22 protein-coding genes, 1 tRNA gene and 4 pseudogenes are annotated in these 20,440 nt (G+C 62.8%); 9 read left to right on the forward strand and 18 right to left on the reverse strand.

Annotated features, from left to right (window positions below; genetic code table 11):
- The first annotated feature begins 29 nt into the window (after positions 1 to 29).
- Complete coding sequence (locus tag ROTAS13_RS00250) at positions 30 to 317, forward strand: DNA -binding domain-containing protein (RefSeq protein ID WP_075821220.1); 288 nt, start codon at positions 30 to 32, stop codon at positions 315 to 317.
- Between the two features lie 39 nt (positions 318 to 356).
- On the opposite strand, the gene ROTAS13_RS00255 is transcribed toward ROTAS13_RS00250, so the two are convergent.
- The 4 genes from ROTAS13_RS00255 to ROTAS13_RS00270 all read right to left on the reverse strand — a co-directional run bounded on the left by ROTAS13_RS00255 (position 357) and on the right by ROTAS13_RS00270 (position 3,009).
- Positions 357 to 878 (reverse strand): DUF2285 domain-containing protein, encoded by a 522-nt coding sequence (locus tag ROTAS13_RS00255; RefSeq protein ID WP_075821208.1) that lies wholly within the window; start codon positions 876 to 878, stop codon positions 357 to 359.
- Between the two features lie 46 nt (positions 879 to 924).
- Complete coding sequence (locus ROTAS13_RS00260) at positions 925 to 1,140, reverse strand: transcriptional regulator domain-containing protein (protein WP_075821209.1); 216 nt, start codon at positions 1,138 to 1,140, stop codon at positions 925 to 927.
- A gap of 308 nt (positions 1,141 to 1,448) precedes the next feature.
- Complete coding sequence (locus ROTAS13_RS00265; RefSeq protein WP_075821210.1) at positions 1,449 to 2,294, reverse strand: DUF932 domain-containing protein; 846 nt, start codon at positions 2,292 to 2,294, stop codon at positions 1,449 to 1,451.
- 397 nt (positions 2,295 to 2,691) lie between these two features.
- Complete coding sequence (locus ROTAS13_RS00270) at positions 2,692 to 3,009, reverse strand: DUF736 domain-containing protein (RefSeq protein WP_054438423.1); 318 nt, start codon at positions 3,007 to 3,009, stop codon at positions 2,692 to 2,694.
- On the opposite strand from ROTAS13_RS00270, the gene ROTAS13_RS25950 reads away from it, so the two are divergent.
- Complete coding sequence (locus tag ROTAS13_RS25950) at positions 2,999 to 3,361, forward strand: hypothetical protein (RefSeq protein WP_139323230.1); 363 nt, start codon at positions 2,999 to 3,001, stop codon at positions 3,359 to 3,361. The genes ROTAS13_RS00270 and ROTAS13_RS25950 overlap by 11 nt on opposite strands.
- A gap of 399 nt (positions 3,362 to 3,760) precedes the next feature.
- Here the strand turns inward: ROTAS13_RS25950 and ROTAS13_RS00275 are convergent, their stop codons facing one another.
- From ROTAS13_RS00275 to ROTAS13_RS00295, 6 genes and pseudogenes are all read right to left on the reverse strand, one after another.
- The gene (locus ROTAS13_RS00275) at positions 3,761 to 4,252 is read right to left on the reverse strand and encodes a type II toxin-antitoxin system YhaV family toxin (protein ID WP_075821211.1); all 492 of its coding nucleotides are present in this window, start codon (positions 4,250 to 4,252) and stop codon (positions 3,761 to 3,763) included.
- Position 4,253: 1 nt separating this feature from the next.
- Positions 4,254 to 4,589, reverse strand: coding sequence for a type II toxin-antitoxin system PrlF family antitoxin (locus tag ROTAS13_RS00280; RefSeq protein WP_075821212.1), 336 nt, complete (start codon positions 4,587 to 4,589; stop codon positions 4,254 to 4,256).
- A 97-nt stretch (positions 4,590 to 4,686) separates the two neighbouring features.
- Entirely contained in the window at positions 4,687 to 5,103 is a 417-nt protein-coding gene (locus tag ROTAS13_RS00285; RefSeq protein ID WP_075821213.1) for a hypothetical protein, read from the reverse strand.
- Positions 5,104 to 5,284: 181 nt separating this feature from the next.
- On the reverse strand, positions 5,285 to 7,357 hold the full coding sequence (locus ROTAS13_RS00290; RefSeq protein WP_075821214.1) for a ParB/RepB/Spo0J family partition protein: 2,073 nt from the start codon (positions 7,355 to 7,357) through the stop codon (positions 5,285 to 5,287).
- 558 nt (positions 7,358 to 7,915) lie between these two features.
- Positions 7,916 to 8,035: pseudogene (locus ROTAS13_RS27940) on the reverse strand (IS481 family transposase); the annotation flags it as partial.
- A gap of 133 nt (positions 8,036 to 8,168) precedes the next feature.
- Positions 8,169 to 8,355, reverse strand: a pseudogene (locus ROTAS13_RS00295) (IS1595 family transposase); the annotation flags it as partial.
- 66 nt (positions 8,356 to 8,421) lie between these two features.
- On the opposite strand from ROTAS13_RS00295, the gene ROTAS13_RS00300 reads away from it, so the two are divergent.
- The 5 genes from ROTAS13_RS00300 to ROTAS13_RS00320 all read left to right on the forward strand — a co-directional run bounded on the left by ROTAS13_RS00300 (position 8,422) and on the right by ROTAS13_RS00320 (position 12,822).
- Positions 8,422 to 9,066: a TetR/AcrR family transcriptional regulator gene (locus ROTAS13_RS00300; protein ID WP_075821215.1), complete on the forward strand. Its 645-nt coding sequence runs from the start codon at positions 8,422 to 8,424 to the stop codon at positions 9,064 to 9,066.
- Positions 9,067 to 9,096: 30 nt separating this feature from the next.
- Positions 9,097 to 9,774 (forward strand): type 1 glutamine amidotransferase domain-containing protein, encoded by a 678-nt coding sequence (locus ROTAS13_RS00305; protein WP_025292349.1) that lies wholly within the window; start codon positions 9,097 to 9,099, stop codon positions 9,772 to 9,774.
- 174 nt (positions 9,775 to 9,948) lie between these two features.
- On the forward strand, positions 9,949 to 11,373 hold the full coding sequence (locus tag ROTAS13_RS00310; RefSeq protein ID WP_025292350.1) for a coniferyl aldehyde dehydrogenase: 1,425 nt from the start codon (positions 9,949 to 9,951) through the stop codon (positions 11,371 to 11,373).
- A gap of 44 nt (positions 11,374 to 11,417) precedes the next feature.
- Positions 11,418 to 11,828 carry an organic hydroperoxide resistance protein gene (locus ROTAS13_RS00315; RefSeq protein ID WP_025292351.1) on the forward strand — a complete coding sequence of 137 codons (411 nt, stop codon included), beginning with the start codon at positions 11,418 to 11,420 and terminating at the stop codon, positions 11,826 to 11,828.
- Positions 11,829 to 11,844: 16 nt separating this feature from the next.
- The gene (locus tag ROTAS13_RS00320) at positions 11,845 to 12,822 is read left to right on the forward strand and encodes a zinc-binding dehydrogenase (protein ID WP_025292352.1); all 978 of its coding nucleotides are present in this window, start codon (positions 11,845 to 11,847) and stop codon (positions 12,820 to 12,822) included.
- Positions 12,823 to 12,925: 103 nt separating this feature from the next.
- Here the strand turns inward: ROTAS13_RS00320 and ROTAS13_RS25955 are convergent.
- From ROTAS13_RS25955 to ROTAS13_RS00350, 6 genes and pseudogenes are all read right to left on the reverse strand, one after another.
- Positions 12,926 to 13,096: pseudogene (locus ROTAS13_RS25955) on the reverse strand (IS3 family transposase); the annotation flags it as partial.
- A gap of 90 nt (positions 13,097 to 13,186) precedes the next feature.
- A pseudogene (locus ROTAS13_RS00330) lies at positions 13,187 to 13,628 on the reverse strand (transposase); the annotation flags it as partial.
- A gap of 20 nt (positions 13,629 to 13,648) precedes the next feature.
- The gene (locus ROTAS13_RS00335) at positions 13,649 to 14,539 is read right to left on the reverse strand and encodes a LysR family transcriptional regulator (RefSeq protein ID WP_075821216.1); all 891 of its coding nucleotides are present in this window, start codon (positions 14,537 to 14,539) and stop codon (positions 13,649 to 13,651) included.
- A gap of 90 nt (positions 14,540 to 14,629) precedes the next feature.
- Positions 14,630 to 15,625, reverse strand: coding sequence for an LLM class oxidoreductase (locus tag ROTAS13_RS00340; RefSeq protein ID WP_025292358.1), 996 nt, complete (start codon positions 15,623 to 15,625; stop codon positions 14,630 to 14,632).
- On the reverse strand, positions 15,622 to 16,851 hold the full coding sequence (locus ROTAS13_RS00345) for an MFS transporter (protein ID WP_025292359.1): 1,230 nt from the start codon (positions 16,849 to 16,851) through the stop codon (positions 15,622 to 15,624). Before ROTAS13_RS00345 ends, ROTAS13_RS00340 begins: the two co-directional genes overlap by 4 nt.
- Positions 16,841 to 18,370, reverse strand: a complete 1,530-nt coding sequence (locus ROTAS13_RS00350; RefSeq protein WP_210201978.1) for an MFS transporter — start codon at positions 18,368 to 18,370, stop codon at positions 16,841 to 16,843. The genes ROTAS13_RS00345 and ROTAS13_RS00350 overlap by 11 nt, the downstream gene beginning before the upstream one ends.
- Before the next feature lie 182 nt (positions 18,371 to 18,552).
- On the opposite strand from ROTAS13_RS00350, the gene ROTAS13_RS00355 reads away from it, so the two are divergent.
- Positions 18,553 to 19,455 carry a LysR family transcriptional regulator gene (locus ROTAS13_RS00355; protein ID WP_252571006.1) on the forward strand — a complete coding sequence of 301 codons (903 nt, stop codon included), beginning with the start codon at positions 18,553 to 18,555 and terminating at the stop codon, positions 19,453 to 19,455.
- 18 nt (positions 19,456 to 19,473) lie between these two features.
- On the opposite strand, the gene ROTAS13_RS00360 is transcribed toward ROTAS13_RS00355, so the two are convergent.
- Complete coding sequence (locus tag ROTAS13_RS00360) at positions 19,474 to 19,782, reverse strand: DUF6429 family protein (protein ID WP_216348557.1); 309 nt, start codon at positions 19,780 to 19,782, stop codon at positions 19,474 to 19,476.
- Between the two features lie 273 nt (positions 19,783 to 20,055).
- Here ROTAS13_RS00360 and ROTAS13_RS26905 point away from each other — a divergent pair.
- Positions 20,056 to 20,146, forward strand: a tRNA-Sec gene (locus ROTAS13_RS26905).
- 40 nt (positions 20,147 to 20,186) lie between these two features.
- Here ROTAS13_RS26905 and ROTAS13_RS00365 read toward each other — a convergent pair.
- Positions 20,187 to 20,440, reverse strand: a 254-nt coding sequence (locus tag ROTAS13_RS00365) for a DAK2 domain-containing protein (RefSeq protein WP_139323232.1), incomplete at its 5' end; no start/stop codon positions are given.

The raw sequence follows: 20,440 nt of genomic DNA on the forward strand, positions 1-20,440 counted from the left end.
TCGCTCTCCCAGGATGAAGGGGAATGACGATGCGGGTTCCGGTCGAACTTGATCCCGATGTGGATGACGTAGCGCCGACAGGCGACGAGATCACCAGCTATGACGAACGGCATTTCGTGACCTATCTCCGTCTCCTCGACGCCAAGGCCGAGGATGCAGATTGGAAGGAAGTCGCTCAAATCGTGCTGCACCGCGATCCGGTCGCCGAGGAGCTTCGGACCTATCGGTGCTGGCAGAGCCATCTCGAACGGGCGCAATGGCTATCCCGCGAAGGTTACAAGCGGCTTCTGGAGCAGGCTACGGCCAACAAGGCGTGATGCCGTAACATTGGCGACAAGCGATGACATCCACCGGACTCAGGGTTTGCCGGGTTTGACCGGATAGTGCAGCAGCATGCGATAGCCGCCGCGCATCATCTTGATGCCATGCGCCACCAGCCTGCGAGCCTTGTTCTTGCTCGGATCACCCTCGAAATCCTCCTTGTTGCCGTGGAAGTCGAGCAGGATTTCCGCAATGGCGCGATAGCTCTCGCCGCATAGTCGCGCATCCAGCGCGCGTAGGGACAGGACGTGCCATTGCCGGAGTTGGTCGGGAAGGATGCCGATAGGCGGTCCCGGCGGTCGCTGGGTGAGAGATCGCCAGAGACGCCGTGCGGCATGGATGCGAAGCTCCAACAAGGAATCCATCGGCAGGGTCACGGCGTAGAAGGCGGCGGTGTCCGGCATCGCTTCGGGTAGCCAGAACTGGTGCGCTATGTCACCTGCCTGCCAGACACCATGCCAGCCATCGGCCGCGCGGCGCAGATCGAGACCGTCAAGACGGGCGAACGTGATCGGCAGGTCTGCCGCAATGTCCTCGTGGCCGACCAGCGATAGCATGACCGCCTGCGGCTGAATGCGCGGAGACCAGAACAGAGTCAGATTATCAGGCGATGTGTCGGGGTCGCTTGGGAAATCGCAACCCCCATCGCAGCGCGAACCGTTCCAATTGCGGCCTGCCGGCTTGTCCGGTCAGGGCAATAGCGTTGAAGTCGTTGCGATAATCGTCATTGCGACGAAGATATTCCCAGGCGAAGCCGGCGGCGGACAGATGCTTGGTGTGCCCGTAAGCCGCCGGAGCACGCCAGTCGATGCTAAGCATGGCGTTACCTCCGAATACCGGGCTGCACAGGACAGGCCCGGTTCGGAAGCCTGCGAGATTTCAGGAACTGGCTGTAGCTGCCTCAACGATATAAGTTGTGCCTCTAAGTCGATCGATTGTTTGGTTATTTTTGTCTTAAAAGTGCTTATCTGGATTCGCGAGCCGGGCCTAGCTCGGCGAGCGCCGGCCGTGTCCCGGCATGGCCGCGCCGCCGATCCGCAAAGCCGGATCGGCGAAAAATTGGGCAATCTGAAAGCCTGAAAAGCGGAAATCCGTAGAGCCGGTTTTCCGGCTCTACGGATTGGCGGTCATCGGGTCTTGAGGCGCTGCATACCTTCGGCCAGCGTCCAGAGGGCGCGATTCAGGGTCACATTCTGGTCGATGCCGTTGATGGGGCGGGTCTGGCTGCGGCGGATGCGGCCTTCGGCGTTGCGCTTGCGGCCATGGAGTCCGCCCCGGATGATATTTTCCTGAATGGTGTTGTAGGTCATCCAGAGGTTTTGCCCGGCATCCTCGCGGCGGCGCGGTTCGATGATCTGTTCCGGGCGGATCGGGCTTTCCTCCTCGCCATAGCGGGCGACAAGGCTGGCCTCGGCCAGAACGCGGCGCTCATCTTCACCAAGCTGGATTTCCTTCATGGTCTCGCTGGCGTCGATCAGCCGGGGGAAGTCCTCCGCGACGGTATAGACGCCTTCGATAATGTCATGCTGGATATTGCCCTTGTGGGGAACGCGCACGTCCTCGAACCGCTCGCCCGCCACAAGGCTGTTGGCGCAGACGAAACGGAGCATTCCGGCGAACATCTGGTAGCTGCTGGTTCCGTCATGGCTGTTGACGATGATGACTTCCGCCGCCTCCTGCTTGCCGATGCCGTCATCCCGGCGCAGGCGCAGCATATGCTTGGCGTGGCCGTGGCGGCTGCCGTCACGCGGAACCGACTGCACGGCGAAGAACGGGAACCATCCTTCCCGGCGCAACCCCTCCACGATGTCGATGGTGGGGACATAGACGTAACGCTCCGACCGGCTGTCATGGGCCTCTCGGGCGAAGATGGACGGGACGTGCCTGTAAAGCGCTTCGTTGTCGAGCGCTTCGCGCCCGCTGATCTGGTAGCTGTTGCGGCCGAACCGGGTGGCAAGGTGATGATAGGTCATGATCTTGATCCTTATGGGTCTGGGTTGGAGCGCAGCGCTGCGCTGCAACCCTGGCCGTCGCCGAGACCGGGGGGTGCAAGGCGCAAGGGCGGACGGGCGGAGGGGGATCACCCGGCCTGCACAAGCGGATCGAAGTCGTGACGAAGGTGCGAGAGCACATATCCGCGCGGAAGGCTGGGGATACCGTCCGGCCGCCCTTGTGCCGCGCCAGGGGGCAGCGCCCCCAAGCAACCCGCCCGGCCAGAGCGAAGCGGAGGCCGGGGAGAAGATCTGATCGGTACGCAAAGCCTGAAAACCGGAAAGCCGTGTGTCCTGATCTCCTTGTTTTCTGAATGGCGGCGGAGGTGAGCAAAATGAAGCCCCGCTCGGTTGAGCGGGGCAATTCCGGGAGCCGGTCTTAGTCGCCGTTGCGGCGGGACCAGATGAGGTTGTGGGCTTTTCCGTCCTCGGCTTCGACCAGGCTGGCGTAGATCGGCGCGGGGAAGCTCGGATCGTCCAGCTTGACGGAGAGGTATTCGCGCTGCGTCTCGCGGGCGGTCTTCTTCCAGGCCGCGCCGAACTCGGTGGCGCCGGCGAAGATGCGGAAGTCGGGGCCGCGTTCGCTGTCGCCCTCGCTGGGGACGAACTTGGCCTTGACGTTGAGGGTCAGGGTCTTGACCGCGCCGGTGAAGCCCGCGCCGTTCTCGTTCTGGGTGAAGGTGCCGATGGTCGCCATTGTCGTATTCCTTTTCCTGTCGGGCCGCACCAATGCGACCTCGATGGTGGTCGTGAGACCGGGGACGATCGGCCCCGCACCCGTCAGGGCTGGAACAAAGTGGAAGGCGGCCGGCGACGGCTTTTTTGCTCGCGATGCAAAGCCGAAGGCGGCGGAAAAAAGCTGGCGACGAACGTTGCGGGAAGACGAGCGAGGCGAAGCCGGTCTTCGGTCAGACCGTGCCAATCGAGGACGCAAATGGAGCGCTCGTTTCAGGAAATCGCGGGAATACGGCAATGGCGACCGTCCTGCGCCGCGCCGGGGATCGGGGACGCTGCGCCGGTCGCATCGGCTGCTGTCTTTTCTACCCTGACCGTCAAGGCCAGTTCGTATGATGCCAGCAGGATGTTTGCGGGCAAGGCTTCGTCTGACCTTCGCCGGTGCTGGCGTGCCCGGTGTGGCCGGAAGACCGCTTGCGGGGCGGCATGCACTACCTCGCCGAGCGGATGATCCGGGTGCCCGGCGCTGATCCGTCCGTCCGTCGAAGCGGACGGAAAGCCCAATCTCAGCCTGGGCCTGCCGTGGCGACCATGACCGGCCCCGCGAGACTGACTCGCCAGCCGGATGGGCTGCGCGCGAAATGTCCGCCGCCGCCCCTTGCGTTATGGGATTGAAGCCGAATGGCGGAAACGCGCCCTTGGCGTGGTTCCGGCGCAGCCGAAAGCCCGGCCCGGAGGGCAACGCCCAATCCTGTGACGTTCAACAGCATTCGTCATGGATTCGGGGGCGAGGCTTTTTCCAGCCGTGCAACGGCCTTGGGATCGGAAGCCTCCTTGTGCAGCGCTCCCCAATCGTCGGGCGGATTGCCGTCATCCAGCATCCCCTTGAAGACCTTGTAGGCATCGGTTTTGGAGCCGTAGGTTCGCAAGCTGTTTTCGTCGTTCACCCAGGCGAAGATGATGACCTTGCTGGTGCTGCTGTAGCGGAAAAAGAGCCGAAACCGACCATTGCCAAACTTGGCGCGAAACCAGTGCTTGCGGTCATCGCCAAGGGTCGCGCCCTGGCGATAGATGGACGCTGTCGGGTCCGATGGCACATTGACGGTGACGAGCTGGACCAAGGACGCGAGCAACTTGGCGTCGGCGGATTTCTGATAATCGTCCGGTTTCTTCGCTTTGAGCGTATCGACCGCCTCGATCAGCTTTTCCCATTGATCGAGAAAAAGAGGGTGTGCGAGGACGGTCCAGCCATTGATCGTCGGCATATCAGATCGAAACGTCCCCCTCGATCTCGGCATCGAGATCGACCGTCATGCCCGCCGTCAGGGCAACAGCCCGGTCGAGCAAGGATTGCGGGAACGGAAGAACAGATTTCTCGGGCTGCTTCGCCATGTCCCGCGCGAGAAATTCGAGAAAACGGTCGATCACGGGATCGGCGGTTTCTTCAATCTCGGCCTTCTGGACATAGACGCGGTGCTGCTCATCAATGAGAAAAGCAATGCGTCCACCATAGTCAACGCCCAGCGCCTGCCGAACGGACTTCGGCACGGTGGTCTGTCCCTTGGCGGTGATGGTGCTTTCTTCTTTCAGCAGCGCTCCCATGGCGGGCCTCCATAAATCGGTGGAGTGCAATGTAAGGAATATTCCTTATCATGTCAAGATTGGCCGTTGCCTTGCTCTGCCAGCCGTTTCCGTGCCTTTACTTCGCAGGCTGGCCGACACCGTTCACCAGACGCGCCAAGGCGGAGAAGCCGACGAATCCGCCGCCAGCAATGCAGAAGACTTGCCGCCAGATGTCGGACGGCACGGCCTCCTTGGTGACGCCATAGACCAGCGCATAGCCCGCAACGGCGGCGGGCGCGGCGAAGATCAGCGCCACGATCAGGCGAATGACGGGCGAGCGGATCGTCTCGAAAAGCCCGGCGAGAATGCCGAACGCTGCGCCAGCGGAGAACAGGCCGACCAGCCCCGCGCCGATCAGGCCAGAGCCGGTCCCGTAGGCGAATTGTGCTGCGGCCAGCCCGACGAAAAAGGGCAGCGCGTAAACAGCGAGGTTGTAGGCGAGGACGCAGAGAAGCGCTGTCAGCGCAACGCTCATGAACATGACGGCGACCATGATGTTTCACCTTTGCTGACGGCACCGCCTTTCGTGCAATCGCCATGATGGCCGCTGCACGTTCCGATATGTGCCGATGTGTTCCTGTTCTGTCGAGGTCATCCGGCCGCGCGGGGAAGCCGCGCGGCCGGATTTTTCCGGGTGGCAGGCCGGGACCGCTGATGCGATCCCGGCCCATCCTTCATTCCGCCGCCACGGCGAAAGGCTCGTCCTCCATGGCGGGAGCTTCCGGCTGCTCGTCCACCGCCAGCCATGCGGGCCGCTCGGTGCGCAGGATCGGCGGGAGCCAGCCGGTTCCGGCCAGAAGCTGTTCAGCCGCTTCCGCCATTTCCGGCTTCTTCATGTCCGCGATGCGTTCCGCCGCCTCGTCGCCAAGCGCCTCCCGCACGGCGTCAAGGATATGGGCCTTGGTGACGCGCCCGAAATAGGCCCGAACGGTCGGCGTCCAATGCGCCGTCATGTCGAGCGCAACCGCCGTCGCCAACCTGTCCGCCGTTGCATGGGCGTGACGCTTGTTCTGCTCCCATGGCAGCTTGAGGGCGTTGACGGTCTGCGCGGCGCAATGGGCGAACAGCGCCATGACGCTGGCATGGTCCAGACCGGCGATGAAGCCCCAAAGATCGGCCACGTCGCGGGGCATGTCCGCCGCCCATCCGGCATGACGATCCGCCAGCGCCTTCGCCGCCGCCGTGTCCTCGATGCCGTCCGCATGTCCGCCAAGGCTGGCGCTGATCGGGCGGATTTCGAGGGCGTGGGCATCCCCTCCACCGCGATAGAAGGTCTGCGCGGCAAGGGCATGGATAACGGCGATCAAGGCCATGTCCGGCTGCTCGCCAAGGGCGAGACGCAAGGCAAGGGTGCGATGGGCGGTCAGGTCGCGGATGAGCGAGTCCGACAGGGGCTTGCCGTCTTCCTCCGCTTCCTCGTCCTCGGCGTCGAGCGCGGAAACGTGGTTCCCGTCCTCGTCATATTCGCCGTCTTCCCCGATGATTTCGCCATCGGCGTTGACGCGCACCCCGTCGATGATGGTGCCGCCGTCTGCGCTTTCGGCTTCCTCCGGCTCCGGGGCCTCGTCCTCGGCACGGATGAAACCGCGCTCGATGCGGGCTTCCCCATCATGGTTCAGAACCACGAAAACGCCGCCTCGCGTGATCTCGTCTGGATCGTAGGCATAGCGCAGCCCGTCGATCCGCTCGATCTCGGCTTCAAGCTCCGCAAGACGCTGATCCACTTCGGGCGGGAGGTCCGCATCTGCGTCCTGCCATTCCGCTGACAGGCGCTCAAGTTCCTCCTGCGCGGCTTCGTAGGCGGCTTCCTGTTCCTCGGAAAGCTCCACCGGCTGCGGATAGGTGCGGCGCATGCCGTGGGCGTGAGGCCAGTCGATATAGGCCGAAGCCCATTTCCACCCTTCTGCCTCCTGAACCTCGGCGGCGGTCCTTTCCAGCTTGTCCAGCGCAAGCCGGTCCAGCAGCGCGGCATCCTCGTAGAAGCCGCCGCGATCCTCGGTGAACAGGTCGCGGATGATGTTGCCGCCCGCCTCGGTATAGACTTCCGCGCCGACGAACACCGCCCGCCGATCCGAAGCCGCCACATTGCAGGCGGTCAGGTCGCGGCGGATGATCCACGGCTCGCGATTATGGGACAGGTTTTCAAAAACCTGCTCCTGCCGGTCGTGGTCGTCGGTGATGGCGAACGCCTGCAACTGGTCCATGGTCAGCCCGCCATCGCGGTAAACCTGAATCAGCTTGGGGCTGACAGCGCCGAGGCGAAGCCGCTGCTTCACCACATGCGCGGACTTACCGAACCGGGCCGCGATTTCCTCCGCGCCCCATCCGCGATTTTCCGAAAGCTCGCGGAAGCGTTCAAATTCATCGGCGGGATGCAGGTTCTCGCGGTTGACGTTCTCATCAAGGCTGATCTCTGCCGCGTCGTTCGCGGTGTCGATAACGCAGCGGATCGGCTCGGTCTTCTTGATCTCCTTGCGCTTGACGCGCAGAAGCTGCGCCAGCCTGCGGCCTTCTCCGACGCTGACCAGATAGAAGCCGGTTGGCTCCCCCTCCGCGTTCGCTTCCGGCTCCACCACAAGGTTTTGCAGCATCCCCTTGGCGGCGATGCTCGCCGCTTTCCCCTCGATAGACGCCTCGCTATGCGGGGTCTTGCGGGCATTCTTCGGGTGCTTCTTGAGCTTGTTGAGCGGGATGAAAACCGTTTCGCCATGTTCGGCAACGGTCGTGATCTGTGCATTGGTCGTCATGGTCTTTTTCCTCATTGGTCTGGGTTGGAGCGCAGCGCTGCGCTGCAACCCTGGCCGTCGCCGAGACCGGGGGGTGCAAGGCGCAAGGGCGGACGGGCGGAGGGGGATCACCCGGCCTGCACAAGCGGATCGAAGTCATGACGAAGGTGCGCAGCACATATCCGCGCGGAAGGCTGGGGATACCGCCCGTCCGCCCTTGTGCCGCGCCAGGGGGCAGCGCCCCCAAGCAACCCGCCCGGCCAGAGCGGAGCGGAGGCCGGGCACATGGGCCGGATCAAGATACGGAAGGCCGGAAAGCCGTAAGTCTTGACATCCTGATCGCCGCTTGAATTGCTGAGAGGCGCGAATAGAGTTGGAATGTTATCGGAATGATCGGAGGTTCAACTGTCGCGATGACAGAGAAGCGGAACCAGGAGATTTTGAAACGCCGTCGCGCTGGTGAGACGTTCTCCGCCTTGGCGGCAGATTTTGGTGTTTTCAGAGAACGAGCACGTCAGATTTTCGAGTGAGAGGAAAAGCGAGAAGCACGGCGACTTGAATTGGCCGAGGCCGATCGCCGACCGTCTTCCGGTTGAGGCCATACCTCGCCGCTAGCTCTTTGAGCGGAGCCTTCGATCGCTGTATTGCCGCTCGGATGGCGTGCGTAGTCGTGGCCCTGCCATGGAGTATCTGGCCCATAATCCCTCCTGGAATGCGGAGCCGGATTGACTGATTCCATCACACTCCGGGACTGAACACCTAGGTCGGCTGACGGCTTGGTGAAGTCGGCAGGATCAATCACCGCCTGCTGTAACCGACCGTCTTGCGTGGTCTCTACCGTGATCGCGAAGGGGCGCTTGTTCTCCGATCCCTGGCCTGCCTTGGCGCTGTTGCGCTCCCCGCCCAGATAGGCATCGTCCAGTTGCATCACGCCGCCGAGCATCCCGTCCTGCTTTCTGTTCCTCCATGGCCTGCATCAGCTTGTGCTTCATTCGCCAGGCTGCCTGATAGCTCGTGCCATTCCGGTTGGACGGCGATTTCCATGGCACTAGACGACCGGTTTATTTCTATGTATAGCTACACCCATGAACCTGACCAAAAAAGCTCAAGTTACCAGCCAACATATCCTCGACACGGGGTATCGGCTCGTGCTGCACAGGGGGTTCGCTGCAATGGGCCTGATGGAAATCCTCAAGGAATGTGGCGTCCCTAAAGGGTCGTTCTATCACTACTTTGCGTCGAAGGAGGCCTTTGGCTGCGCGCTATTGCAACAGTACGTTGACGAATACATTGAAAAGCTTGCTCGCCTGCTCGCGGAGACAGGCAATGGACGTGAAAGTCTTATGCGGTACTGGAATGCCTGGATCGCCGATCCGACCAGTTCATCTGATTCGGCCAATCCGGTGCAAGGGTGGGCCGATGATTGTCTGGTGGTGAAGCTCGCCGCAGAGGTGGCTGACCTATCCGAAGACATGCGCCGCGTGCTCGATGCGGGCGTTCAACAGTTGCTGGCGAGAATTGCCGCATTGATCGACGAAGCCCGCGAAGACGGCTCAGTGCCCGATGGTGCGCCGTCACCTGCGCTGGCGCGAATGCTGTACCAGATGTGGCTGGGTGCCGCGCTACTCACCAAACTCAGCCAGAACAGGATGCCACTACATCAGGCCCTGATTGCCACGGAAACCCTGCTCGCCTGTGATCAAACGCCCCCAAATGTTCCGATCACGTAATTGATTCTAACCCATCGAAGGATGATTCTTATGAAGATCTTGTTCGTACTGACTTCCCATGACCAACTCGGTGATACTGGTCACAAGACCGGCTTCTGGCTCGAGGAATTCGCCGCTCCTTATTATGTGTTCAAGGACGCCGGTGCTCAGATCACCTTGGTATCCCCCAAGGGTGGCCAACCCCCGCTGGATCCAAAGAGCGATCTGCCCGAGTTCCAGACCGATTTGACCGCCCGCTTCAAGGCCGATCCTCAGGCGCAGGCGGAGCTGGCCAACACCGGAAAACTGGCCGAGGTGGCAGTGTCCGATTTCGATGCCGTGTTTTACCCCGGTGGCCATGGCCCGCTGTGGGATCTGACCAACGACCCGGTGTCGATAGCGTTGATCGAGACTCAGGATCGCGCGCGCAAGCCGCTCGGTCTGGTCTGCCACGCGCCGGGCGCGCTGACCAAGGCGCATCAGGCCGATGGTCGCCCCTTCGTTGCCGGTCGCAAGGTCACCGGATTCACCAATGGCGAGGAAGCGGCGGTCGAACTGACCGAGATCGTACCATTCCTGATCGAGGATGAATTCAAGCGCCAAGGTGGCCTTTACGAGAAGGGCCCGGACTGGCACCCGCATGTTGTCGTTGAGGGTCATCTGGTGACCGGCCAGAATCCGGCCAGTTCCGAAGGAGTCGCCCGCGCACTCCTCAGCCTACTCGGCTGAGGCCGGCCTGGCGTCGTGCCGACCGACCGGCGCTAACGCGCGCCAGTCGCTCTCCCTCTGCCAAAGCGATCCAGGCTGCTCTGCTGCCGCAGCGAGCCGTCATGGGCACATTCGTTCCTACCGGAGGCGGCTTGCCACCGGCTTCGGGATGGTCATTCACTCAGGAAATCCGCCATGAATACTTCAGATATTTCTGCCGCGCTGAACGCCAAGGTCGCGCGGATGAAACAGGCGCACCTGGCCGGTGGCCCGGCCAGCGCCGAATTGCGACGTGACCGTTTGCAACGTGCCGCGGAACTGCTGATCACACACCACGATGAACTGGCTGATGCCATCAGCGCCGACTACGGACATCGTAGCCCTTACCAAAGCCTGCTGGCGGACGTGCTGTCGTCGGTTGCTGCACTTCGCCATGCCAGCGAGCATCTGGAAACTTGGATGCAGCCGGGTGAGCAAGATGCTCCCGGCCCTGGGATGCAAGCGCGCGTACAATATCAGCCGTTAGGCGTAGTGGGCATCATTAGCCCCTGGAATTTCCCGATCAACCTGGCGTTCAGCCCTCTGGCGGGCGTCTTTTCAGCAGGCAATCGTGCGCTGCTTAAGCCCTCGGAGTTGACGCCCCGCACATCCGAACTGCTGGCACAACTCGTCGCACGCTACTTCGACCCACTGGAACTGGAGGTGGTGCTGGGCGATGCCGAAACGGGCCAGGCGTTCAGCGCGTTGCCGTTCGATCATCTGATCTTCACCGGTAGTACGGCCGTGGGTCGCCACGTCATGAGGGCGGCCGCTGAAAACCTGGTCCCGGTGACGCTGGAGCTGGGCGGGAAGTCACCCGTTTTCATTGACACGGATGCTGACATAGCTACCGCCGCTGCGCGTGTACTGACGGTCAAGACCTTCAACGTCGGTCAGATCTGCATCGCGCCGGATTATGTGCTTCTGCCAGAAACGGCGCGCGACGCTTTCGTGGAGCACGCTCGTACCTTTGTCGCCCGCACATTGCCGACGCTGCATGACAACCCGGACTACACCTCCATCGTCAGCGACCGCCACTACCGCCGCCTGATCGGCCTGCTGGACGACGCCCGCGCCAGGGGTGCCAGCGTGGTAGGGCTGGAGCCTGCGGGTGAACCGCATACTGACGCACGCACGCGCAAGCTCGCCCCGACCCTGGTGCTCAATCCGCAGGAAGACATGCAGGTGATGCAGGAAGAAATCTTCGGCCCTGTCCTGCCGGTGCTGACCTACCATGACCCGCAGCAGGCGCTTGATTACATCAACGCGCATCCGCGCCCGCTCGCGGCCTATTACTTCGGCAATGACCCGGCAAAGCAGCAAGCGTTTCTCGAAAGCACGACTTCCGGCGCGGCGGTCATCAACGATGTGATGACGCATGCCGTGGTCGAGAGCGTGCCCTTCGGCGGCGTGGGTCCGTCTGGCATAGGAGCGTACCACGGCATTCACGGCTTCCGACGTTTCAGCCACGCCAAGGCGGTGGTGGTGCAAAGTGCCGATGGCGCGTCCAATCTTCGCTTGCGCGCGCCATATGCCGATGCGCTGGCGCAAGCGCGGGCCCTGCTCGCTGGCAAGGCATAACGCACTCGCTTTGTGTCGTCGTTCTCGTTCAACAGGAGCCAATCATGAAGATTTTCTACAAAACCCGCGCTACCGCCACCGGCGGCCGTTCCGGCCGTACCGCGCTGGACGACGGCAGCCTCGCACTGGACATGGCCATGCCCGGCTCCGGCAAGACCGGAGCCAACCCCGAGCAGCTTTTTGCGATGGGCTACGCCGCCTGCTTCGACAACGCATTGCCCGTGGCCGCCAAGCAATTGGGACTGGCGCCGACCGCCACACGCACCTCGGTGGAAGTGGGCATTGGCCAGACCGCCGCCGGCGGTTACGCGCTGGACGTGGACTTGCATGTGGAAGTCCATGGACTGGACCAATCGGCCGCACGCAAGCTGGTGGAAGCCACCCACCAGGTGTGCCCGTATTCAAATGCCACGCGCGGCAACATCGAGGTGCGCCTGCACGTATCCGTAGCCTGAACAGGAGAAAACCAGCATGCGCAGCGCCATCCATACTGCATTCGGCGAACCCGCCGAAGTCCTCGAACTCGGCGACCGTCCGATACCGCAACCCGGACCAGGCGAAGTCCGCGTCAAGACCACGCTTGCGCCGATTCACAACCACGACCTGTGGACGATCCGGGGCCGCTACGGCTATAGGCCGGACCTCCCCGCAATTGGCGGCAGCGAGGCGGTTGGCATCGTAGATGCGCTTGGCGATGACGTCGAAGGCGTCTCCAACGGCCAGCGGGTAGCTGTTGCTTCGGTGCATGGCACCTGGGCAGAATATTTCCTTGCCCCCGCACGGCTGCTGGTACCGATGCCGGAAGCCATCCCGGACGAAACCGCGGCGCAGCTCATTGCCATGCCCCTGAGCGCGTTGATGCTGCTGGAGTTCCTCGAGGTCGACCAGGGTCAGTGGATCGTCCAGAACGCGGCCAATGGTGCGGTCGGCAAAACCTTGGCGATGCTGGCCGCCGCGCGTGGAATAAATGTGCTCAATCTGGTGCGCCGTGATGCTGGTGTGGATGAACTGGCGGCCCTGGGCATTGATCATGTCGTTTCCACCGCGCAGCCCGAGTGGCAGGAAATTGCCCGCGCCATTCTTGGCTCCGGGCTGGCGCGCGCGGGAATCGATTCCATTGGTGGCGCCGCCAGCGCGGCGTTGTTGGGATTGCTGGGCGAAGGCGGGACACTCGTTTCCTTCGGCACGATGGCTGGAGAGCCGATGCAAATCGACTCCGGCTCGCTCATCTTCAAGCAGGCCACGGTCAAGGGCTTCTGGGGCAGCAAGGTTAGCCTGGCCATGTCGGCGGACGACAAACGTCGCCTGGTGGGTGAACTCTTGCAGCGTACGCTGGCCGGTGAGCTGCTGCTGCCAGTGGAGGCCGTCTACGACCTCGCCGATGCCGCCCAGGCCGCTGCGGCCAGCTTGCAGCCGGCCCGTAAAGGCAAGGTCTTGCTGAGGCCGTAAGCGAGTTGAGGGCCGGGAAGTGCAAAAGAGTGGATCTGAGGCAACGCTGGTCAAGCCGCTGTCGTAGCCCAGTTCTGGAGTGCGCCCCTGCGGGTAGACAGGATCAGGCTACGGATTTGACTGTGAGCCGGGCGTGTTGATCCTCGAACTGCTGCGGACTGAGATAGCCGAGCGCAGAGTGCAATCGGCTGGCGTTGTAGCCCTGATCGATGAAGCGCGTAAGGTCGGCAGTGATGTCTTCGAAAATCTCGTAGGCCATCGGATAGACAGCCCCGACCTTGAGCGTTTCACGAAGCTCTCGGCCTTGGCGTTATCCTACGGATGGGACTATCAGTAATTTTGTGCGCGGGGCCGGTTATCGTCATCAGATGACGAACCGTTCGCCGAAGATCACGGCGAACTGGGTTTTTGCCTCCGACCACTCGCGCGGCGGCCGTTTCCATTCCTCGGCCGCCTTGTTGAGGACGGAGGTATAGTAGCTTCATCGCGGCATCGTCACCGGGGAGGTGGCCGCGGGTTCGCACGGCACGGCGCAGCTTCGAGTTGAGCGCCTCGATCGCGTTGGTGGTGTAGATGATCCGGCGCACGCCTTGCGGGAAGGTGAAGAACGGGATCACCTGGTCCCAGTGACGCCGCCAGCTCTGGGCGATCGCCGGATGCCGCTTGCCCCAATGGCCGGCCTCGAACGCGTCGAGCGCCGCCAGGCCGGTCTCGGCCGTCTCGGCACGATAGACAGCGCGCAGCGCGCTCGCGATCGGCTTGCGTTCCTTCCATGACGCAAAGCTCATGCTGTTCCTGAGCAGGTGGCCAGCGGCCGGGCTACGAATTAGCCCTGCGTGCTGTGTCGGTTTGTCTCCATCGCCAGAGCAAGCAACTTGACGATCGCGGGATCGCGATTTCCGGGCAACCAGACGGCCGAGAAGGCGATGGCGTCAGGCTCGTCGTGGACCGGCAGGAAGACGACGTTCGCCATGTTGAAGGCTGCGCCTTCCTCGGCGAAGAGCGAGACACCATGCCCGGCTGCGATCATCGACAAGAGTGCGCTGCGGCCCACATCGACGCGGCGGATTGCCGGTGTCGGCCATTTTCCGGCGGAGCGTAGCAGGATCAGATCGAGAACCTGCGGTCCTGTGCCGCTATAGCGGATGAGAAATGTTTCCTGTGCAAGTTGCCGCCATCCCACTTCCGATAGTGCTGCCAGCGGATGCCCGGCCGACAGGGCGACCATCAGACGGTCGCGCCAGATTACTCGGGAGCTGAGGTCGTGGATTTCGTGGGTGCAGGCCATGAAGGCGAGATCCAGCCTGCTTTCACGCAACATGATCTGGGCTTCGCGCGCCGTGCATTCGGCGATGTCCAGGCGAATGCACGGATGCTCGGTGTGGAAATGCTCGAACAGACGGTCGAGGAAGCAACCCGGCGTGAGGGCATGGACCCCGATGCGTAGGTTGCCTTCCTCGCCGCGCGCCTGCATCCCGGCTGTAATAATTGCGAAGTCGATTATACCGAGGGCATCACTGATCTGATCGACAAAATGGCGACCTGCTTCGGTCAGCCGGACGCCGCGCGTGTTGCGATCGAAAAGAACGACGCCAAGGTCTTCCTCAAGCGCCCTGATCCGCTGGCTGACACTCGACTGGCTGGTGCTGAGCATTCGCGCTGCGCGATGGAAGCTGAGATACTCGGCTACGGCCAATGTCTGGATCAGGGCGACCATTGGAAAGCGCCCGCAACGCAAAAGCGTATGCTCGATCGTCGTCGGCTGCTTTACGCTACCCCGCTTATGAACTTGCCGGCGACGCATGGGTCATGGCCCAATCGCCGCCGCCGGGAAATGGGGAAGAACGTGCTCGGCCAACTCGTCGAGCACTTCATCCATTGGTCGCCGGAGTGGTTTGAGATTAAGGGCGACATGGGAGACACCTTCGTCCTGTTGCCGTTTCCATAGTTCAACCAGCGCGCGGCGACCGATGCGGATGCCTCGCACGAACTGCAACGAGGCATTGGGGTCAGAGTCGAGATCGAAGAAGGTGCCATATCCGTAAGGTTTGAAGACGGCGTCCGGTGTGGCTGCACGCCATCTGCCGATGACCTCCGGGAGCCGCCCGAAATCGCTTAGGTGCCAAATCCAGCCGTCCATGTTGGCGGCAAGCCAGGCGATGTCTTGGCCGGCCCGACCAATCGCGATCAGCGGCAGGCGCGCGCCGACCGGCTTGGGCACAAGGTTGAGGCTGCCGTCGAGACGACCATAGTGCTGTGACTGAAAGATGCCGAAGTCGCTTTCCGTGGACGCCCGGATCATGGACAGAGCATCGCGGAATCGTTCCGCACTGTTGTCGAACGGCAGTCCGAAGGTCGGATATTCAGCCGGGCGGTCGCCCGTGGACACGCCGAGCAGCAAGCGACCATGGGATAGCTGATCGACGCTTGCCGCCTGTTTGGCGACAATCAGGGGATCGCGCAGAGGGAGCACGATGCCTGCCGTGCCGATTGTGATGCTTTTCGTCTGCGCTGTCAGCCAGCCCGCATACACCATCGGGTCGATGACCTGCCCGATGTCGCCAAATCCGGGGTCGAGAAACGGAACATCACGCAGCCAGATGGCGGAGAAGCCGAGTTCGTCGGCCTTCCGCACCATTGCCGTATGATCCCGCAGCGTCGGCCCCGGCGAGGATGGATAGCCTTCGAGCGGCGCCATGAAGCCGAACGTCAGCCGCCCGGGCTGGAACAGGCGATTGTATGCGGCGTGATCTTCGATTCCTGCCGGCCGCTTCCAATCAAGATTCGCTTCCGGGCGGCTCATGGCTGATCCTCCGCCTCGGCCAGATTGCGGCCGACGAAGAAGCCCCCGGCGACGGCAATGACTGCGAGAGCGACGGCGAAGCAGATCGCGCCCGTTGCCAGTCCGGCTCGATCAATGACCAGGCCCGTCGCCATCGGCATGAGGCCGGCGGGGATATAGCCGCCGATGTTGAGGACGGCGTTGGCTTCGGCGCGGCGTTCGGCAGGGACATGCAGCCCGATAAGCGTCAGCCCGCCGAGTTGACCGAGACCCTGGCCGCTACCGGCGAGCAGCGCCGCGACGATCAGGGCCACGGCGCTGGAAGCCGCGACGGCGATCCCGATCCCGACCATGGACAGCACGGTCGCGCTCGCGCCGAGCAGGAAGATCGTGCGCACGGGACGGCTGCGAGCGAGGAATTGCACGCCCGTCGCCGTCAGGAACATCCCGCAGGCCATGGCGCCAGCGATCAGCGGGCTTGCCACGCCGATCAGGCGGGAGAGCAGCGAAGGGCCGAGCGACAGCACGAACGATGTGGCGGTGATCCCCGGCCCGAACACGGCGATGCCGAAGGCAAGGTGTCGGCGGTTGGGCTGTGGAACGCTCGGCAAACGCAGCCGCCATGCAGCGCTGGCCGTGGGCGTGCCCTCTCGCAGCGGCAGGAGGAATACCAATAGCGTCGCGCTGGCAAGGATCGCGAGTTCGGCGCCGAAGATCGGCAGGATCGGTTCGGGCAGCGCAAGCGCGAGACTACCGGCCAGCAGCGGGCCGAGGCCCGCGCCGAGGACCATCGAGACCGAAGCGAGCAACGATGCTTGCCGCCGCCGATCCGGTCCGCCCAGATCGACGACGGACGCCATGCCCGCCGACACCGCCGCGCCGACCGCGATGCCGGACAGGAATCTTGCGATCAGCAACATGATTACCGATTGCGCGCCGGCAAAGAGCAGACATGCTATGATCGCGGCGGCCAAGCCGGGCACGAGGACGGGCCTGCGTCCGAAGCGGTCGGATAGCTGTCCGACGACCAGAAGAGTCAGGAGAAGCCCGAGGATGTATGCGGCAAAGATCGCCGTCAGCATGGTCGAGGAAAAGTCGATGCTGGACTGCCAGCGGACGTAGAGTGGCGTCGCGGAGTTGGAAAGAATGAATATCGCGGTGACGATCCACGCCGCCGCCCACATACGCCAGACCGATCTATCGTTTTTTTTGCCGTGGAGGATGACGAAGCGATGGTCATGCGCCATCCTCGTCATGTGTCCGGACACGTCCGAGCAGTGCGAAAACGATCAGCGCTGTCACAACACTGGCCGCAGCGAGGATGTAAAGCTGCATCTGGAAAGCGTTGTCGTAGCTCTGAACCAGCAGCGCGCGTCCGACATCAGGCAGGATCGTGGTGGCACCGGCGAGGTCGCCCATGGCGATACGGTTCGCCGCCTCGATCATGCCGTCATGGCTTGTTGCCGTGGCGGAGAACATTCTGATCAAGCCGGACTGTATCAGCCCGGCCAGCAGCGCGCCGACGATGGCGATGGCGACGCCATCGGCCGAAACGCGCACCGCGTTGAAGATGCCCGTCGCCATACCGGCGCGTTCCTTTTCGACCACGCTGACGGCAAGACCATCCATCAGGCCCCAGGGCAGACCGATGCCGATGCCGATAGTGGCCATCGGCAGGATGATCGACGCGCCGTTGCCCACCGACAGCGCCTGCGCCAGCCACACCAGTCCAAGTGCGGTGATAAGGAGACCGATGCCGGACAGCACGCCAGCCGTTACCCATCGGGCCAGAGTGGCGGCCAAGAAAGGCACGACGAGCAAGGGCACCGACAAGGCAATCATCAGCCGCCCGGCATCGAGTGCGGACTGACCCTCGATCCCGATGAACCGGGCCGGCAGAAGAATGATGAGGGTCACATAGAAGAAGGCGGGCGATGCAGCGAGGATTTGCACGCCGACAAATTTGGCTCTAGCGAACAGCGACAGGTCGAGCATCGGCCTCGCCACGCGCCGTTCGATGACAATGAAAGCCGCGAACAGAATGGCAGAGACCAGCAGCGATCCGACAACCGCAGCGCTGCCCCAGCCTTCTTCCGGCGCCAGCAACACCGCGTAGGTGAAGAGGGCCAAAGCCGCCGTAAAACTGATGGCCCCCGGCCAGTCCAGACCTGTGGCGTTAGGATCGCGGGATTCCCGCGCCGACCATGCAACCATCACGAAACCAAGGAGGCCAATGGCGGCGGTCGCCAGGAACACCCATTGCCAGCCCAGAGAATCCACGAGCGCACCAGCCGCGAGCGGGCCGAAGGCCAGACCCACGCCAAAGGTTGTGCCGAGCAAGCTGAACACCCGCGTCCGGGCGTGGCCATCATATTCCTGCGCCAGCGACGACATGGCCCCCGCGAATGCGGCAGCGCCTCCAAGACCCTGTATCAATCGGAACACATCCATCCAGATCACGGTCGGCGAAAACGGAATGGCGATGGTGGCGGCGGCGAACAGCGCCAGCCCCGACAGCCAGACACGCTTGCGGCCGTAGATGTCGGTCAGGCTCCCCGCTGCCATCATCGCGCTGCCATAGGTCAGGATATAACCGTTGATGACCCAATTGAGCTGGACGGCCGTGCCGCCGAGCGCTTCGTTCACGGATGGCAGAACAACCGCCGGGCCGGTGAAGCAAAGCGGGATCAGCACGCCAGTCAGGCACGCGGAGAGCAGAAGTAGCCATTTTCTGGCTGAGGATCCATCAAGGGTTGTTGTCGTCACGGTCAGGATTCCGTCTGCAAGGACAGTTGAAAGGTTTGCCAGGCGGAGTCCGACGATTGCTTCAGGCGATTGGTCTTGGTCCGACTGTTTGATTTCGCGGAAACATAAAGACGTGCTGAGAAAAGAAAATCAGGCTACATTTCCATTCTTAGCGGACATATGCGTCCGCAATGGAGATTGGCATGATGGATCACATGGCCGGGCTAGGCGCGTTCATGCAGGCGGCGGAAACCCGCAGTTTCGTTGCTGCTGGCCGCCAGCTTGGCGTGTCCGCTTCCGCCATAGGCAAAGCGGTCGCCCGGCTCGAAGATCGGCTCGGCGTGCGCCTCTTCCATCGCAGCACGCGCAGCATCACGCTAACCCCCGAGGGCGTGCTGTTTCTTGAACGCTGCCGCCGCATCGTCTGCGAAATCGAGGCCGCCGAGTTGGAACTGTCGCAGCGCCAGGAAGCGCCACGCGGAAAGCTGCGCGTCAGCCTTCCGCTCGTCGGTATGTTGTTACTGCCGGCAATCGGGGCTTTTGTCCGCACCTACCCGGAGATTGAGCTGGACCTTGATTTCACGGATCGGCTCGTGGATGTCATTGATGAGGGGTTCGACGCGGTGATCCGCACCGGCGAGGTCAGCGATTCGCGTCTGATGACCCGTGTTATCGGCACGTTCCGGCACCAAATCGTGGCTGCGCCTGGCTATTTGAAAGCCCGAGGCACGCCGCAGACGCCTGCCAATCTCTTGGACCATAGCTGCCTGCACCACAAGTTTCCGAGCACCGGCAAACTTGAACGGTGGCCGCTCCATGCCGATGGAGGGGCGTTGGACATTGAGCTTCCTGCGACGGTGGTGGCGAGCACTATCGAACCGCTGCTGTCTCTGGCCGAACAGGGCATTGGCATCGCCTGCCTGCCGGATTTCGTGGTGGCGCGATACATCGAGGCCGGAAGGCTGGTTCAGATTCTCGAAGAGCACACCGCGAATGCGGGGACGTTCCGATTGCTCTGGCCCTCGACCCGATATCCCTCACCGAAGCTGACTGCGTTCACCGAGTTCATGGCGAAGCATCTGTTCGGCGTTACGATCAGGAAATAGCACTTCAGTTCGGTCGTCTTATTCGGGCTTGCAGAAGAGCGTCCGGAAAAGCTGTTCCGACCGCTCGATTCCCTCGTCGGTCAACACGACGGATTTCGCCTTGCCGAACGGATTGCTGATGAACCTCTTCTCATGCACTCGGTTCATCGCGCCCCAATCGAAGCTCTTCCATGACCGGCCGTCCCGGCCGAGTGAGTGGAAGAGCAGCGCAAGGACTGCATCGTCGATTTTGTCCTTGTCGATTTCCATAGTCCCGATACCCCAGTGTTCATGGTGAGTCCCGACCGGACGGAAGGAGACCGCACCATGAAGACCGTCGATTTTCATGCGTATGCCTATTTTATAGGGTCATGGAGGGCTATGGAGTAGATATAGTTCTCATCGCTATCTCGCATGGCCCGCCAGATCGTACGCTCCCGACCATTGCCATGATGCGCCCGGGCCATCCTGGATGGCCAGGGATTTGCGCGCAACGAGAAGGCCTTTCGGGTGGAGATGCCGCCCGGGGCGAGGAGCGCCGTGAGGCCGCGGTCCCATTGAATGAGTCGGCCCGACGTCAGCGGCTTGATCGGGCCGGGGTTCCGGCGTAGCTCCCGCTCCGGAAGAGAAACATCCCCGGTGGGGTGCACGGACTTCAAATCCGATGGGAGGCGCTGCGCGTCTCCGGTGGGTTCGACTCCCTCCTCTTCCGCCGTCTGCCCTTACCGGGAAGCCACGCCCCCTCAGCGGCTTCAGGACGGCACGGCGGCCAGCGCGCGCAGCCAGACCACGGCCGCGGCGGCCCCCGCATCCGGCACGCCGAGTGCGCGCTCCCCGAGATAGCTGGCCCGGCCCAGCCGGGGCCGCATCCGGGCGGTCCGCTCCGCGCCGTCCCCGGCGGCCCGCACGGCGGCGGCCCAGGCCTCGGGCGCCGGGCGGCCCGCTTCGAGTTCCGCCTGGAAGGCTTCCGCTGCCGGGTGCAGCGCATCCAGCATGGTCCGGTCGC

The sequence above is a fragment of the Roseomonas sp. TAS13 genome, assembly GCF_001950415.1.
Lineage (GTDB): Bacteria > Pseudomonadota > Alphaproteobacteria > Acetobacterales > Acetobacteraceae > Roseomonas > Roseomonas mucosa.

Excerpts from the sequence above, each read along its gene's own strand:
- ROTAS13_RS25950 (WP_139323230.1), top strand. The coding sequence starts at position 2,999 with ATGGTCGCCATTGTCGTATTCCTTTTCCTGTCGGGCCGCACCAATGCG.
- ROTAS13_RS00315 (WP_025292351.1), top strand. The coding sequence starts at position 11,418 with ATGAAGATTTTCTACAAAACCCGCGCTACCGCCACCGGCGGCCGTTCC.
- ROTAS13_RS00340 (WP_025292358.1), bottom strand. The coding sequence starts at position 15,625 with ATGAGCCGCCCGGAAGCGAATCTTGATTGGAAGCGGCCGGCAGGAATC.
- ROTAS13_RS00255 (WP_075821208.1), bottom strand. The coding sequence starts at position 878 with ATGCTATCGCTGGTCGGCCACGAGGACATTGCGGCAGACCTGCCGATC.
- ROTAS13_RS00300 (WP_075821215.1), top strand. The coding sequence starts at position 8,422 with ATGAACCTGACCAAAAAAGCTCAAGTTACCAGCCAACATATCCTCGAC.
- ROTAS13_RS00250 (WP_075821220.1), top strand. The coding sequence starts at position 30 with ATGCGGGTTCCGGTCGAACTTGATCCCGATGTGGATGACGTAGCGCCG.
- ROTAS13_RS00345 (WP_025292359.1), bottom strand. The coding sequence starts at position 16,851 with ATGGCGCATGACCATCGCTTCGTCATCCTCCACGGCAAAAAAAACGAT.
- ROTAS13_RS00270 (WP_054438423.1), bottom strand. The coding sequence starts at position 3,009 with ATGGCGACCATCGGCACCTTCACCCAGAACGAGAACGGCGCGGGCTTC.
- ROTAS13_RS00320 (WP_025292352.1), top strand. The coding sequence starts at position 11,845 with ATGCGCAGCGCCATCCATACTGCATTCGGCGAACCCGCCGAAGTCCTC.
- ROTAS13_RS00305 (WP_025292349.1), top strand. The coding sequence starts at position 9,097 with ATGAAGATCTTGTTCGTACTGACTTCCCATGACCAACTCGGTGATACT.
- ROTAS13_RS00275 (WP_075821211.1), bottom strand. The coding sequence starts at position 4,252 with ATGCCGACGATCAATGGCTGGACCGTCCTCGCACACCCTCTTTTTCTC.
- ROTAS13_RS00310 (WP_025292350.1), top strand. The coding sequence starts at position 9,949 with ATGAATACTTCAGATATTTCTGCCGCGCTGAACGCCAAGGTCGCGCGG.
- ROTAS13_RS00355 (WP_252571006.1), top strand. The coding sequence starts at position 18,553 with ATGATGGATCACATGGCCGGGCTAGGCGCGTTCATGCAGGCGGCGGAA.
- ROTAS13_RS00280 (WP_075821212.1), bottom strand. The coding sequence starts at position 4,589 with ATGGGAGCGCTGCTGAAAGAAGAAAGCACCATCACCGCCAAGGGACAG.
- ROTAS13_RS00290 (WP_075821214.1), bottom strand. The coding sequence starts at position 7,357 with ATGACGACCAATGCACAGATCACGACCGTTGCCGAACATGGCGAAACG.
- ROTAS13_RS00360 (WP_216348557.1), bottom strand. The coding sequence starts at position 19,782 with ATGAAAATCGACGGTCTTCATGGTGCGGTCTCCTTCCGTCCGGTCGGG.
- ROTAS13_RS00260 (WP_075821209.1), bottom strand. The coding sequence starts at position 1,140 with ATGCTTAGCATCGACTGGCGTGCTCCGGCGGCTTACGGGCACACCAAG.
- ROTAS13_RS00265 (WP_075821210.1), bottom strand. The coding sequence starts at position 2,294 with ATGACCTATCATCACCTTGCCACCCGGTTCGGCCGCAACAGCTACCAG.
- ROTAS13_RS00335 (WP_075821216.1), bottom strand. The coding sequence starts at position 14,539 with ATGGTCGCCCTGATCCAGACATTGGCCGTAGCCGAGTATCTCAGCTTC.
- ROTAS13_RS00285 (WP_075821213.1), bottom strand. The coding sequence starts at position 5,103 with ATGGTCGCCGTCATGTTCATGAGCGTTGCGCTGACAGCGCTTCTCTGC.